Annotated in this window: 13 protein-coding genes; 5 read left to right on the plus strand and 8 right to left on the minus strand. The window is 32.9% G+C overall.

Features of this window, described 5'->3' with window-relative positions; all coding sequences use genetic code 11:
* Window positions 1–94: 94 nt before the first annotated feature.
* From Q0C22_RS02890 to Q0C22_RS02905, 4 genes are all read right to left on the minus strand, one after another.
* A complete protein-coding gene (locus Q0C22_RS02890) occupies window positions 95–745 on the minus strand; it encodes a LysE family transporter (protein WP_291490570.1) in 651 nt (216 codons plus the stop codon).
* The gene (locus tag Q0C22_RS02895) at window positions 738–2,081 is read right to left on the minus strand and encodes a hypothetical protein (RefSeq protein ID WP_291490571.1); all 1,344 of its coding nucleotides are present in this window, start codon (window positions 2,079–2,081) and stop codon (window positions 738–740) included. Before Q0C22_RS02895 ends, Q0C22_RS02890 begins: the two co-directional genes overlap by 8 nt.
* The gene (locus Q0C22_RS02900) at window positions 2,078–2,647 is read right to left on the minus strand and encodes an undecaprenyl-diphosphatase (RefSeq protein WP_291490572.1); all 570 of its coding nucleotides are present in this window, start codon (window positions 2,645–2,647) and stop codon (window positions 2,078–2,080) included. Before Q0C22_RS02900 ends, Q0C22_RS02895 begins: the two co-directional genes overlap by 4 nt.
* A 70-nt stretch (window positions 2,648–2,717) precedes the next feature.
* Window positions 2,718–6,134 (minus strand): pyruvate carboxylase, encoded by a 3,417-nt coding sequence (locus Q0C22_RS02905; protein WP_291490573.1) that lies wholly within the window; start codon window positions 6,132–6,134, stop codon window positions 2,718–2,720.
* Between the two features lie 191 nt (window positions 6,135–6,325).
* Between Q0C22_RS02905 and Q0C22_RS02910 the strand changes: the two genes are divergently transcribed.
* The 5 genes from Q0C22_RS02910 (at window position 6,326) to Q0C22_RS02930 (ending at window position 12,295) form a co-directional block, all read left to right on the plus strand.
* Window positions 6,326–6,745: a hypothetical protein gene (locus Q0C22_RS02910; RefSeq protein ID WP_291490574.1), complete on the plus strand. Its 420-nt coding sequence runs from the start codon at window positions 6,326–6,328 to the stop codon at window positions 6,743–6,745.
* Between the two features lie 134 nt (window positions 6,746–6,879).
* Window positions 6,880–7,332, plus strand: a complete 453-nt coding sequence (nrdR, locus tag Q0C22_RS02915; RefSeq protein WP_025391261.1) for a transcriptional regulator NrdR — start codon at window positions 6,880–6,882, stop codon at window positions 7,330–7,332.
* Between the two features lie 15 nt (window positions 7,333–7,347).
* Complete coding sequence (gene metE, locus Q0C22_RS02920; RefSeq protein ID WP_291490575.1) at window positions 7,348–9,621, plus strand: 5-methyltetrahydropteroyltriglutamate--homocysteine S-methyltransferase; 2,274 nt, start codon at window positions 7,348–7,350, stop codon at window positions 9,619–9,621.
* Window positions 9,618–11,705 carry a ribonucleoside triphosphate reductase gene (locus Q0C22_RS02925; protein ID WP_291490576.1) on the plus strand — a complete coding sequence of 696 codons (2,088 nt, stop codon included), beginning with the start codon at window positions 9,618–9,620 and terminating at the stop codon, window positions 11,703–11,705. Before metE ends, Q0C22_RS02925 begins: the two co-directional genes overlap by 4 nt.
* Complete coding sequence (locus Q0C22_RS02930) at window positions 11,702–12,295, plus strand: anaerobic ribonucleoside-triphosphate reductase activating protein (protein ID WP_291490577.1); 594 nt, start codon at window positions 11,702–11,704, stop codon at window positions 12,293–12,295. Before Q0C22_RS02925 ends, Q0C22_RS02930 begins: the two co-directional genes overlap by 4 nt.
* A gap of 27 nt (window positions 12,296–12,322) precedes the next feature.
* On the opposite strand, the gene Q0C22_RS02935 is transcribed toward Q0C22_RS02930, so the two are convergent.
* From Q0C22_RS02935 to Q0C22_RS02950, 4 genes are all read right to left on the minus strand, one after another.
* A complete protein-coding gene (locus tag Q0C22_RS02935) occupies window positions 12,323–13,021 on the minus strand; it encodes a 4Fe-4S dicluster domain-containing protein (protein WP_291490578.1) in 699 nt (232 codons plus the stop codon).
* Window positions 13,022–13,035: 14 nt separating this feature from the next.
* Window positions 13,036–13,824, minus strand: a complete 789-nt coding sequence (locus Q0C22_RS02940) for a C-GCAxxG-C-C family protein (protein WP_291490579.1) — start codon at window positions 13,822–13,824, stop codon at window positions 13,036–13,038.
* A 143-nt stretch (window positions 13,825–13,967) separates the two neighbouring features.
* Complete coding sequence (locus Q0C22_RS02945) at window positions 13,968–14,459, minus strand: DUF2242 domain-containing protein (protein ID WP_291490580.1); 492 nt, start codon at window positions 14,457–14,459, stop codon at window positions 13,968–13,970.
* 122 nt (window positions 14,460–14,581) lie between these two features.
* The coding region (locus Q0C22_RS02950; RefSeq protein ID WP_291490581.1) for a flagellin at window positions 14,582–15,064 on the minus strand (483 nt) is incomplete at its 5' end.

Here is a 15,064-nt window from a genome sequence, read left to right on the forward strand (position 1 = left end):
GCACTAGGAAGATCCTTCGCTATCGCTTCAGGATGACTGACTTCGCTTAACGCTTCAGGATGACTGACTTTGCTTGGCGCTTTAAGGTGACTAGCTAAATTAATACACGAAGCGATCTAACCAAAAAATACAATCCAAACACCAACAAAGCAATACCAAGGCCTATATTAATGCGTTTTTCTATTTTTTCAGAAAGAAATTTTTTTGCCCATTTAAGCACAAACGTTAAAGTAACAAGATAACTAGCAATACCAAAACCACCTGCAAACAAAAAACATACTTTGTCTAAAGTTGTATAACCATTAATTAAACCAATATCTTTTTGTATCTGGTAAACTGCAAGCCACCAGAATATCATCATAGGGTTTGTAACAGCTAAAGAAAAGCCTGTGACAAAAGAAACTTTCAGATTTTTTATTATATCGCTTTGTGCCGAAACGGAAAATGTTTTTTTATAATTTATCAATGTATGTATACCAAGCACAAACAAAATAATACTTGCCAAAAGCCAAAAAATAGACATTACAGTTTCACTTTTCAAAAAAGGTGCAATACCAAAGAATGCTATAAAACCATACATTGTATCAGACATTGCAGAACCAAGTACAATCATCAAACTTGCGCTTGTTAAATTTGCAAAGGAACGTTTTGCAATCTCTATTTGTGTAGCCCCAACTGGTATTGCTGTAAAATAACCCATTATATAGATAGCAATCAAAGATAATATAAATTTTATATCATGCATTTAAATCCAAATAGTTTTTTATATCAGAAACGATCTCTTTAGTGTTTATACCATAAAAACAACGAACTGTCTTGCATTTTTTTGCAGCTTTGTTTATGCAGGTTATATTTTTGCATGGACTATCTGAAACGTATGATCTGGATATCGCATCCTGCGATGATTTCAAAAAATTTTTTCTATTGGAGTCATACGAGTAAATATTAGCAGGCGTAGCACCAAAAATAGAAAATATTGCAGTTTTATTTTTTAAAGCTTCATTGTGTTCGTTTAACTTATAAGATGATGCAATATGTAAACCGCCTGTATCTGAGCTTATAAAACAATCACAAAAATCAATCAGTGCTGCATAAGCATCAATAGGTAAGTTATTGCTTAAAGGTATAATATGTTTTTTGTTATTAATCATGCTGTATAGTTTTTCCTGAAGGTTTTTTTGTGAAAATGAGGCACTTAAAATAATAGAAACATTATCTAATTTTGATAGTTGATCTAATAGACTAAGCTGTATTTGAAACGGCACAAGTGTAAAAACAGATGTTGCATCTACATTGAAAAAAATTACTTTGTGATTTTTTGGTATTGTATCGTATATTATTTTGGCTTCCTGAATGCTAGAGGAAGAAAGATAGAGGTAATTTTTTTCAAAAGGTATATTTGTGTTAAATATTTCATTTAAAAAAGTGTGTATTGCGTAAGTTATGTGTGTTTTGGTTTGATTGAAGTAGTTATTTGCTACATAGACAGAAAGTCCCATATAGTTTATAAAATTTTTACTGTTTATAGAATGCTTGTTTAAAAAAGGACAAAAATTTATTACAAGATCATAATTATTTTGTTTGATAAGATTGTTTAAATAATTTATTTCATCTTTACTTACAAAATTTGCTTTTTCAAAAATATCAAAAACATTAGAGATATCGGGGTTATATTTGATTAGCGAATAAGCTTTTTTGTTGATTGCATAATCTATTGATTGTGCTCCGATTTTTTTTAACAAATAAGCAGCTGTTTGGATGTTTACTGCATCGCCAATATTTAAATCAGAAATTATTAGAATCCTTTTTAATGAAGATCGTTGGGCTATTTTTTGAGATTTTTTGATTTGCATATTTAGCAAGATGTTGTTTGCAAAAATGTATCTAACTGCAGTATTTGCAAAAATACGACCAGCACTTGGTGAAATATCACTTATATAAGATGTAAGACTTGCAAATAAGTTTGCAACATTAAGTTTTTGATTTACTAAAGAAGATATTTTTAAAAAAAACAAACGAAACTGTTCAATTAAACGGTTTATACGAATTAAATAATTTTTTTGCGTGTATTCTTTTATCATATATTAAGTCCAAACATATTGAAAATTCTTATTTGCAGTTTAATTAAAAAATCACTTACTTTACTAAAATAAGCCACAAAAGCATTAAGTAAAGTTAAAGCTACAATTGCAACAAAAAAAGATCCAACAATATCAAATGGAAAATGCACACCAACAAAAACTCTGGCAAATCCTGTTATTATAGCGAAAATAAAGCTCATTATGGAAATTATTTTTTCTTTTGCATACCAGAAGCCAAACGATATGGCAAATGCAAGTGTGGCATGATCGCTTGGAAATGAAGAGTCTTTGGCGTGCGGTATTAACAGGTTACCAAGTCCTTCAACAAACGGTCTTGGATGGTAATAAAAAATTCCTATTAAGAAATTTATAGAAAGTCCTATCAAAGCTACATAAAAAGCGCATAAGGCCTGTTTTTTACGGTTTGATAGATATACAATAACTAATCCTAAAGCGTAAATATATGGAGAAAAAAGCGCAACAAATATGCAGAAGAAATTTAAAATACCTATATTTAATAAAGATAAATTGTTAATTGCTAAAAAAATTTGATCATTTAAATTCATAATACCACCTTAGGCTTATCCTAATAAGGTGGTATTAACTATTGGTTACACAAAAATGATATAGTGTTAATTATTCAAGTTCAATTATCAAATCTTGTTCTTCTATTGTATCTCCTTCTTTTAGGAGTATATTTTTGACTTTGCCTTCTTTTAAAGCAACTATTTTTGTTTCCATTTTCATTGCTTCAGTAATGCACACAGGCTGGTTTTTGTTAACAAAATCACCTTCTTTTACAAGTATTTTAGATATTTTTCCAGGCATTGTGGCAATTACATGATTTGGATTTTTTTTGTCGCCTTTTAGGTTTTGTTTTAATGTAGCTTGAAGATTCAAATCTTTTACTGTAACAAATCTTGATTCACCATTTACTTCAAAAGTAAGTATTCTCTGGCCTTTAGAATCCGCTTCTCCTACGGCAATAAGTTTTACAAAAATTGTTTTTCCTTCTTCAAGGTTAATTACAGTTTCTTCACCTACATTTAAAGGAAAGAAAAAGTCTTTAGTAGACAGTACCCATACGTCGCCATAATCTTTATTAAAATTAAAGTAATCTTCTATAACTTTGCCATACAAAGCGTATGAGACAATTTCTCTAAACTCTATATCGCTTCCAACAATATTTTTCATTGTTTCTTGTGCCTGATTAAAGTTATATTCAGGCAATATTTCGCCAGGTCTAACGGTTAGCGGTTTTTCACCTTTTAATACCTTTTCTTGCAATTCTTTGTCAAAACCACCGTAGGGCTGTCCAAGGTAGCCTTTAAAAAAATCCACAACGCTTTGAGGAAGTGAAAGTTTATCAGCATTATTTTTGAAATCTTCAATAGTTAAATTGTTTCTAACCAAAAATAGCGCCAAATCTCCAACTACTTTTGAAGAAGGTGTTACTTTAATCAAATTGCCCAATGCATCATTTACCTGTTTATACATTTTTTTGATATCGTCCCATTTGTCAAGCAAACCTAAACTTATAACCTGTGGCCTTAAATTGCTATACTGACCTCCGGGTATTTCGTGTTCATATACTTCTGCTGTTGGTGCTTTTAGACCACTTTCAAACATAAAGTAGTAAGGTCTTACCTTTTCAAAGTAATTGGCAACAGTATCTAAATCTTCCTGGTTTAGACTAGATTCGTTTGGAGTGTTTTTAAGTGCTGCAACTATGGAGTTTAGCGAAGGCTGACTGGTTAGACCACTCATAGAACTAACCGCAGCATCTATTATTTTTGCACCAGATTCTATGGCACACAAAACAGAGCTTTCAGCATTACCTGAAGTATTGTGTGTATGAAAATGTAGTGGTAAGCCTACTTCTTGACTTAGCGTTTTAAATAAGACTTTGGCTGCATATGGTTTTAAAAGCCCCGCCATATCTTTTATTGCTATAATATCTGCACCCATTTTTTCAAGTTTTTTTGCAAGATCTACATAGTAGGAGAGGGTGTATTTATTGTTTTTTGGCGATAACACATCATCAGTGTAAGAAATAGCAGCTTCACAGATTCTATCTAGTTTTTTTACTTCTTCCATGGCAATTGCCATCTGATCTGTCCAGTTGAAGCAGTCAAAAATCCTAAATACATCAATCCCGCTATCAACAGCTTCTCTAATAAAGGCTTTTACAACATTGTCTGGATAATTTGTGTATCCTACGGCATTTGCACCCCTTAAAAGCATTTGGAATGGTATGTTTGGGATTTTTTGGCGTAACATGTCGAGTCTTTCCCAGGGATCTTCTTTCAAAAACCTGTAGCATACATCAAATGTAGCACCGCCCCACATTTCAATTGAAAACAGCTTGTTCATTTTTCTTGCAACAAAATCAGAAATCTCAAGTAGATCTTTTGTGCGCATCCTGGTGGCAAGCAATGATTGGTGAGCATCTCTAAAAGTTGTATCGCAAAATAAAACTTCTTTTGATGATTTTACTTTTTCAATAAAGCTTTTTGGGCCTTCTCTTAATAGTACATCCCTTAAAGCTTCTGGTATTTTGCCTTGAGCTTTTGGCTTTACTATTGTTGGAAAAACAATATTTTTCGCTTCACCATTTGGTTTGTTAACAATATTATTACCTAAAAACCTTAGAAGTTTGCTGATTCTATCTCTTGGTTTTTCAAATCTAAATATTTCTGGATGTGTTTCTAAAAAATGAACATTAAAATCGCCTTTTAAAAAGTCTTTGTTTGACACGAGATTTTCCAAAAATCTTAAGTTGTTTTTAATACCTCTAATTCTAAATTCCCTAAGCGCCCTGTGCATTTTTTTTGCAGCTTCTTCGAATGTTAAACCAAAAGCCGTAATTTTTACAAGGAGCGAATCGTAAAATGGTGTGATTAATGCTCCAGTATACGCGCTTGCAGCATCAAGCCTTATACCAAATCCTGCGGGTGATCTGTAGGCTTCAATTTTACCAGTGTCAGGGAAAAAGTTGTTTTGTGGGTCTTCTGTCGTTATGCGACACTGAAAAGCATATCCTTTTTTGTGTATATTTTCTTGTGTGCCTAAAATGTCTTTAAGTGGCTGATCGCTTGCAATTTTTATCTGGGATTGAACAATATCTATACCCGTAATCATCTCAGTTACTGTATGCTCTACCTGCAATCTCGGATTTACTTCCAAAAAGTAATAGTGCTTTTTTTCTTCATCAACCAGATATTCAAATGTAGCTGCATTGTAGAGTTTTGTTTCTTTTGCAAACTTTATTGAATCTGAATACATTGATTGTAACAACACCTCTGGTATATTTAGAGATGGTGCAATTTCTACTACTTTTTGATGTCTGCGCTGAATGGAACAGTCCCTTTCAAACAAATGTACATAGTTGCCAAATTTATCACCTAAAATCTGAATTTCTATATGTTTAGGATTTTTTACTAATTTTTCAGCTATAATTTCATCACTACCAAACGCCTTTAGGCTTTCTGATTTTGCCATTAGGTATTCTGATTCTAAATCTTGAGGTTTTTCAACCACCCTTATGCCTCTACCACCACCACCTTTTGTAGCTTTGATTAAGATAGGATAACCATACTCTTGAGCAAACTCTTTTAATTCGTTTATGCTTGTAATACAGTTTTTAGAACCTGGTATTGTAGGTATGCCTAATTTCTGTGCTGTTTGTTTTGCCATTAATTTATCGCCAAAAATTTCTATAGCGCTAAAGTGTGGTCCGATAAATATGATACCCGCTTCTATACATTTTTTAGCAAATAAAGGGTTTTCGCTTAAAAAGCCGTATCCTGGATGAATTGCATCTATATGTTTTGATTTTGCAAGTTCAATAATTTCATCCATTGATAAATATGCATCAACGGGGCTTTTACCTTCACCAACAAGATAGGATTCATCACATTTGTAGCGATGTAAGGAGTAGCGATCTTCGTAAGAGTAGATACCAATTGTTTCAATGTTTAGTTCTGTTGCAGCTCTAAAAATTCTTATGGCTATTTCACCTCGGTTTGCTACAAGTAACCGTTTAATTTTCATACAACCCCCTTTTATTTTCTTGCAATCTTTTTTTTACTATATCAAAAGCATATTGGTTAAGTCAAATATTTGTTATTTTGTAGCATTTTTCTAGTTAATATTAGAAAAATTAATTAAAATTAAACAAAAATTAGTATTATTGATTTGACTTTTAAAAAAATCGTATTAATTTAAAAAAAAAGAGGTGATTTATGATTTGTCCTGTTGTTGAGTGGGAATTGATTGGTTCTGATGATGTAGGTAATGTGTACTACATGGATAAAGAAGGTGCAGGTATAATTTCAGAAGGCATTAAAAATATATGGCTTGAGAAAAAATTCTCTAAAGAAGGCTTGGAAAAAGAAATTAAAGAATTATTAAATAAAAAAACAGATTCTTTAGTTGTTATTGATTATGATACTATAAAAAATGCACAAAGTGCAAGAATGCTATACAGGATAGATTATACAGATAAAACAAAAGTCGAGTTTATTTTAAAATTCATATCCTACCATGACAAAGATGGTAATACTTTATATTCACAAGCAGACATAGAAGATTTTAAGCCACTTCCACAAAATATTAAAGATTATTTGTTTGATAAACTGCTTGACGATTTTAACCTAGAATAGTTTTTGTTATAAGTTTTCTTCTCATATTTTTTCCATAAGCAAAAAAAATAAAAAGAGTATTGACATTTTTAAATTTTTATACACAATATATTGTGTTGGTAGATACTTAAAACACAAAATGTTGAGGTTTGTTTATGCGTTGTCCGTTTTGTAAAGCATCTGATACACGTGTTATTGATAGCCGTGTTATAGAAGATGGTAAAGTTATAAAGCGCAGAAGGGTTTGCGATGAATGTGGAAGCAGATTTAACACCTATGAGCGTATCGAGAATATACCTATAGTTGTTATAAAAAATGATGGCTCAAAAGAGCTTTTTGAAAAAGAAAAAATTATAAAAGGCATAGTAAAAGCCATAAATAAAAGACCCCTTACATACGATGATGCAGAAAAAATTGCAAATGACATAGAAGACTATATAAAAGCAAAAGAACTTTATGAAATAAACTCAAAAGACATTGGAAATCTGGTAATGGATGCACTTAAAAAACTTGATCAGGTAAGTTATGTAAGGTTCGCTTCCGTGTATAAAAAATTTGCTGATGCAGAAGATTTTATTGAGCTTTTAAAAGAATTTAAAAATAAATAAATTTAAGGAGGTTAAATGTTTAGGACAACGGCTAGTTATTTCCCAAGAATTGGTTTAAAAAGAGAATACAAACAAAACCTTGAATCGTATTGGGAAAAAAAGATTTCAAAAGAAGAATTTGTAAGCAATATGCAAGAAATCCAAAAATACCGCCTTGATGTATACAGCAAAAGCGGTCTTGATTATATTGTTTGCAATGATTTTACTTATTATGATTTTATGCTTGATTTAAGCTTTATGTTTGGTTGTATACCTGAGCGTTTTTCACACATTCAAGATGAACTAGATTTGTACTTTGCCATGGCAAGAGGGGACTCAAAAGCTCAAGCGCAGGAAATGACAAAATGGTTTGATACTAATTATCATTATATTGTTCCTGAATTTGATGGTAATTTTGAGCTTAAAAATAATACGGTGTTAAAAAACTGGCTTGGAGATAAAAAGCTTGGATATGATACTACACCTGTTATTATTGGACCATTTACATTTATAAGTTTGGGAAAAATTAACGATAACAACAAATGGCTTAAACCATTGCAAACTAAAGAATTTAGAAGTTTGCTTTTGAATATTGCAAAGCAATATAATGCTTTGCTTATTCAGCTTCAAGAAAATGGTGTAAAAAGGGTATGCTTTGATGAGCCAGCTTTTGTTCTCGATTATGATAAAAGTTTTTTAAAAGACATATTCGATGCTTACGAAATAGTCAAAAAAAACATTTTTTTAGATATAACACTTAATTCTTACTACGAAAGTTTATCTTATTTTAATGAAATTATTGAAAACATTAATTTTGATACATTGGGTCTTGATTTTACTTTTAGAGAAAATGTCGAAAATATTATTAAATTTGGCTTACCTAAAGACAAAAAAATTCAAATAGGCCTGATTGGCACAAGACATCCCTTTAAAGACAACTTAAACGAAGCAAAACAACTTGTAGAACTTGTACAGAAAAAACTAAGCTTATCATCGGATCAAGTAATTTTGAGCACATCTGGGCCTTTAATGCATTTGCCCATTAGCCTCGAATTAGAAGATTTTGATCCGAAAATATCAAATAAACTATTATTTGCTAAAGAAAAACTCCAACACTTAAACTTGCTAAAAAATATATTAAATGGAAGATTAGATTATGACTTTCAAGACGAGCAATTAGAAAAAGACGAAAACTATGAAGAAACTCTGTTAACTATAAAAAATTTAAACCCAAAAAGAGCTCATCCATTTAAATTACGCTACATTGAACAGGTAAAATCACTAAATCTACCAAAGTTTCCTACAACTACGATTGGTAGTTTTCCCCAAACCAAAGAGTTAAGGCAAAAAAGATCCTATTTTTTGTCAGGTAAAATAAGCGAAAACGAATACAATCAATACATCAATGATCAGATAAAGTATGTAGTAAAGCTACAAGAAGATTTAGGTCTTGATGTGCTGGTTCACGGAGAGTTTGAAAGAAGCGATATGGTAGAATTTTTTGCCCAAAAATTAGAAGGTTTTTTGTGCACAAAACACGGTTGGGTTATTTCTTATGGTTCAAGAGCAATAAGACCTCCTATTATTTATGGTAAAGTAAAAAGAACCAAACCTATGACAATAAAAGAGATAGTCTATGCTCAAAGCTTAACAAAAAAGCCTCTAAAAGGCATGCTAACAGGGCCAATTACAATTCTTAATTGGTCGTTTACAAGGCCTAATGTTCCAAAAGAAGTAATCGCTTACGAAATAGCACTTGCTTTAAAAGAAGAAGTAATGGATTTACAAAAAGCCAATATAAAGATTATACAAATTGATGAGCCAGCATTTAGAGAAGGTTTGCCTTTAAAAGAATCAAAGAAAAAGGATTATCTTGAGTTTGCAAGTAAAATTTTTAGATTTGTTGTTGAAGATGTTGACAAATTAACTCAAATTCATACACATATGTGTTACTCTGAGTTTGATGAAATTGTTAACTACATTTATAAAATGGATGCAGACTGCATATCTATAGAAGCATCTCGCAGTAAAGGTGATATAATTTCAAGTTTTGAAAAATTTAAATATGATCATGCAATCGGGCTTGGCGTGTGGGATATTCATTCTCCACGTGTGCCTTCTGTGGAAGAAATGCTAGAAATAGCAGAAAGGTCGTTTAAGTATATAGATAAAAATCTTTTTTGGATAAACCCTGATTGTGGTTTAAAAACAAGAAAATATGAAGAAGTAATACCTTCATTAAAAAACATGATTGAAGCTGCAAGAATTTTAAGAAAAAAATATGGAGAAAAAATAGAGGGGGTTTTATGAAAACAAACATAGCAAGCATTAATTTGAGAGAATTTTTTAGCAATGTAGTTGTAGTTAAAAGGGATCACTCTAAAGTTACTTTTGATAAGTCCAAGATAGAGAATGCTATTAGAAAGGCATTTTTAGCGACGAATGAAGAAGATTATTCAACACTTGTTACAAACAATGTTCTTTTTAGTTTAAAAAGAAAGTTTGCAAACCTTAAAGAAATTAACATTGAAGACATTCAAGACACTGTCGAAGAAGAACTTATAAAGCTAGGATTTGCTAAAGTTGCTAAAGCGTATATTCTCTACAGAGAAAAGCGTGCTATATCAAGGGATACAAAAAAAGCCCTTTTTGATGTTGAAAAAACAGTAAGCGAGTATGTAGATCAAACCGATTGGCGCATAAAAGAAAATTCAAATACAACATTCAGTTACCCTGGTCTTTATTTACATTTGGCTGGAAGCGTTTTAGCAAACTATGTGCTAAACAATATTTATCCAAAAGAAGTATCAGAAGCACACACAAACGGTGCTATTCACATACACGATTTGTCGCACGGTATTGTTGCGTATTGTGCTGGATGGTCTTTAATGGACTTAATATCAAGGGGATTTGGCGGTGTCGAAGGCAAAATTACAGCAAAACCAGCAAGACATTTATCTGCACTTACTGGGCAAATGGTTAATTTTTTGGGCGTAATGCAAATGGAATTTGCAGGCGCTCAGGCATTTAACTCTGTTGATACGCTACTTGCACCTTTTGTAAGGGCTGATAAGCTTGATTACAATGAAGTCAAACAGTTAATCCAACAGATGGTATTTGCAATGAATGTGCCAAGCAGGTGGGGTTCACAGCCGCCATTTATCAACTTTACATTTGACTGGATAGTGCCAAATGATTTAAAAGACAAACCAGCCATAGTAGGTGATGAGTTAATTGGCGTATATGGAGATTACCAAAAAGAAATGGATATGATAAATAGAGCATTTTTAGAAACAATGCTTGAAGGAGATGCTCAAGGCAGAATATTTTCTTTTCCTATACCAACGTACAATATTACAAAAGATTTTAACTGGGATGGACCAAATGTTGATTTGCTACTTAAAGCTACAGCAAAATACGGTTTGCCGTATTTTCAAAATTTTGTCTCAAGCAGTCTAAACCCTGGCGATGTAAGAAGTATGTGCTGCAGATTGCAGCTGGATTTAAGAGAACTTAAAAATAGGGGCGGCGGTCTTTTTGGATCAAGTGATAAAACAGGATCAATCGGTGTTGTAACGATAAACTTGCCACGTATAGGATACCAGTCAAAAACAAAAGATGAGTATTTTGCCAATTTAAAACACATGATGGATATAGCCAAAACATCGCTTGAAATCAAACGCAAAGTAGTAGAGCAAAACTTAAAAAACGGTCTTATGCCTTATACTTTAGCATACCTTGGACACTTCAACAATCATTTTTCAACAATAGGTATTGTAGGTATGCATGAGTCTTTATTAAACTTTATGGGAAAAGGTATTCAAACTAAAGAAGGTCAAATTTTTGCCATAGAAGTTCTTGAATTTATGAGGGAAACATTAAGAAAGTATCAACAAGAAACAGGCAATCTCTATAACCTTGAAGCAACGCCTGCAGAAGGTACATCTTATAGACTTGCCTACAAAGACAAACAATTGTATCCAGACATAAAACAATCAGGTGAATCAGATCCATACTATACAAACTCTACATTTTTGCCAGTAAACTACACGGATGACCCGTTTGAAGTATTGGATCATCAATCACCCTTGCAGGTATTATACACATCCGGAACTGTGGTGCATATATTTCTGCAGGAAAAACCGCAGGAAGATGCGCTAAAGAGTTTTATTAAAAAAGCTTTTGAAAATTATCCAATACCGTATATGACAATAACACCTACATTTTCAATATGCAAAACTCATGGATACATAGCTGGCGAGCATTTTAACTGCCCAATCTGTGGCGAAGAAACAGAAGTGTATTCAAGAGTAGTGGGCTATTACAGGCCAGTCCAAAACTGGAACAAAGGCAAACAGGAAGAGTTTAAACAACGTTTGGAATACAGTTTATGAAGATAGCAGGAATTCAAAAGGCAAGTTTTATAGATTATCCAGATAAAATTGCATCCGTGCTATTTTGCCCTTTCTGCAATTTAAGATGCCCATACTGCCATAATCCTGAACTTGTATTTTTTAAAGGTAATACTTTAGATGAGTTTAGTGTACTGTCTTTTTTGCAAAGCAGAATTGGCAAAATTGAAGCGGTTGTTATAACAGGCGGTGAACCTACACTTCAAAAAGATTTGCCTGAGTTTATAACTAAAATCAAAAGGATGGGTTATCTGGTAAAACTTGATACAAATGGTCATTGCCCTGATGTTTTGGCCGATACAATTAATCTTGTAGATGTAATTGCAATTGATTTAAAAGCAACATGTGAAAAATACAAAACATTTGGCGGTGATTGTGAAAAACTAAAAGAATCCTTTGAGTTACTAAAGCATTTTCAAGGACATTTAATTATCCGCACCACAATGTATCCTTCCTTTACTTCTAAAGCTGACATAGAAGAAATGAATAAACTTATACCAGAAGGATTAAAACACGAAAGACAGTTTAATGAGTATAGAGATTCAGTGACACTGGAAAAGTTTTTAGCCTGAAGATTAAATCTTCAGGCTAAAAAAAGATTAGGTAGGGATATCTTGAGTGTAGTAAACATTTGGCAATGTGCCATCCGTTTGTTTTAAAACATGGTATAAAGTAGCTTCTTTGAGTAGTCTTGATACGATTGAATCTTTGTCATTTAAATCACCAAAGTTTCTTGCATGCATTGGGCAGGCTTCTACGCATGCTGGAAGTAAGCCTTTTTCTAATCTTGGCAAGCAAAATGTACATTTATCAACAGAACCTAATTCTTCATTGTAGTATCTAGCATCATAAGGGCAAGCTTCCATACACGCTTTACAGCCTATACACTTATCAAAATCAACAAGGACTATACCATCACTTTTTCGTTTGTAGCTTGCACCCGTTGGGCATACCCATACGCATGGAGGATTATCGCATTGGTTACATAAAATTGGAAGCCATGAAATTTTGTAACTGTCACTTTGGGCTTTGCCTATGTATAATACTTTAGTTCTATAGTCCTGTGGGTTTTCTGGTATATGCCATGTTTTTTTGCAGGCAACTTCGCAAGCTTTGCACCCTATGCATCTATCCTGTACAATTACCATAGCATACGCGTGTTCTTTTTTTGGTCTTGCGTCTTTTATTGGATTAAATGTATTCCATTCGTATTTTTTCTCAAATACAATTGGCAACGGTATAAATGAAAAAACAGCAATACTGCCGGCTATACCCTTTAAAAAATCTTTTCTGTTCATTTAAAAACCTCCTGCTAAAGTTTTTTTAATGGTGTTGGAGGTTTTGGGATTTTTGCACCATGACATTCTGCACAGTTAAATTGTGCTGTAATTCCAACTTTCTTTGGGGCAAACCAGGCAATATTTTCATCATATTCGCCTCTGTGCCATTTATTTAATTCTTCAACTAATTTATATGCTACACTTGCAGCTACTCTAGCACATCTGTCTTTGCGCTCTGGGCTATTTATTGGGTAGCCACTTGCATGCATCCATTTTCCTACGCTAATATGACATAGTGGAGATTCGCTTACAGTATGTACGATTGTTTTTTTATTTGCTTTTGGGTTTTTGGGGACAAAAATTGGCATATCCGCATGTGAGTACCAATCAAGCATATTTGAAGCAATAATATGTCCGTCTTCACAGCCTTCCTGTGTCATAGGTCCAATTATACAGCTTGCAACAACAGCTGCACCGTTTACAGAACCGCACAATGTTCCCCAGCCTGCCAGACCGCCTTCAAATATTGCAAAAGGATCAATAGGAAATGATTTGTAAGGCTCACCAACTTTTTGCGCTAACTGATGGAAAACACTATAAATTACTGTACCGCCACACCAAAGCCTATACCACTCTTCATAAGCAATTTGAGCAGTTGTTTTTGGATCAAGCTCTACGTAAGGCCATGGCCACTTGTTTGCGCTCCAGTTTTGTGTTTTGTCAGCATTTGCAATTTGTGTAGCAAATCCACCCACCAATGTGCCAATACCAACAATACTAGCTTTTGTCAAAAAATTTTTTCGTGAGATTTTTTCGTCCATGCAGGTACCTCCAATTTTTTTTTCATTATATATTTTTTTATATAACGCTTTTAAATTTTTGTCAAGAAAATAATTTATCCGATATCGCATTTTTTTTAGAGTTTACAAAAAGATTCAATAATATATGTTTGCTATTGTATTTTTTATATTTGCTTTAGCTCATTTGACAATTCTTTAAAGAATGTATCAAAGAATTGTTTGTCAGTTATGGATTTTTCATTTTGCTTGCTTGTGGTTGCAGTTGAGCCAATCGGCACAAGACCAAGCAGTGTAGTTTGCGTGGTTGTCCTTATGACATTTTTATACTGCATGGCACTTATAAACACAGTTGATTTATTTTGCGAATTTTGCAAAACATTTATATTTACAACAACAACCATGCTGTCTTTGCCAGATGGAAAATACCTTGTGGCAACAAAACTAAAAGCGTTTGGCTCGTCTTTTTCTATTAAAAAGCCTCTTTTTAGCAATACTGCTTTTGAAGCAAGATAACACTTTTGAGCGCTTACATCAAAAGTTTTTGAGTTGTCAATGGTTGAATTTAGAGAACTTTTATATGGGTTTGTTGCGCAAGATGCAATAAATATTGTAAAAATAAGCATTAATAAACTATATTTGCCTTGTTTTGCTGCCATAGCCCTCCTCCTTTATACATTAACGAAATAATTACCACAAAACTGACATTTTTTCAAATATAAATTAATGATTTTTTAAAAAATAAAAGCCCAAGGCGTAAACCTTGAGCTTTTTAAAAGTGTTATTGCATCAGTCTTAGTACCAACTGCTGAGTTGCGTTTGCTTGAGCTAAAGCGTATGTACCGGCTTGTGCCAGAACTTGCAGTGTTGCAAATTTTGAAGTTTCTGTTCCAAAGTTCGTGTCTGTAATGGCCGATCTTGCTTGTGTAACATTTACTTGAGCTACCTGGATATTTTGCACTGTTGCATTAATTTGGTTTTCAACAGAACCCAAAGCGGCTCTAATTTTATCCAAAGCTTTTAAGGCAGAGTTTGCAATAGTTACAGCAAGGCCTGCACTGTCTTGTGTGGTTACGTTTACATCTGAAAGATTAACATTTGGGCTATATGTACCAGCAGCTAATCCGGCGTAACCTACAAATGCATTATTATTTTGACCGCTAACTGTTATCGCATTATCCGAAGTTAATGTAATTGTTCCATGATAGGAGTTGTTGGCAAGGTATGCTCCAGCAGCAGTTCCCAAAGATATTAATCCTGCTGC

The sequence above is a fragment of the Desulfurella sp. genome (assembly GCF_023256235.1).
Lineage (GTDB): Bacteria > Campylobacterota_A > Desulfurellia > Desulfurellales > Desulfurellaceae > Desulfurella.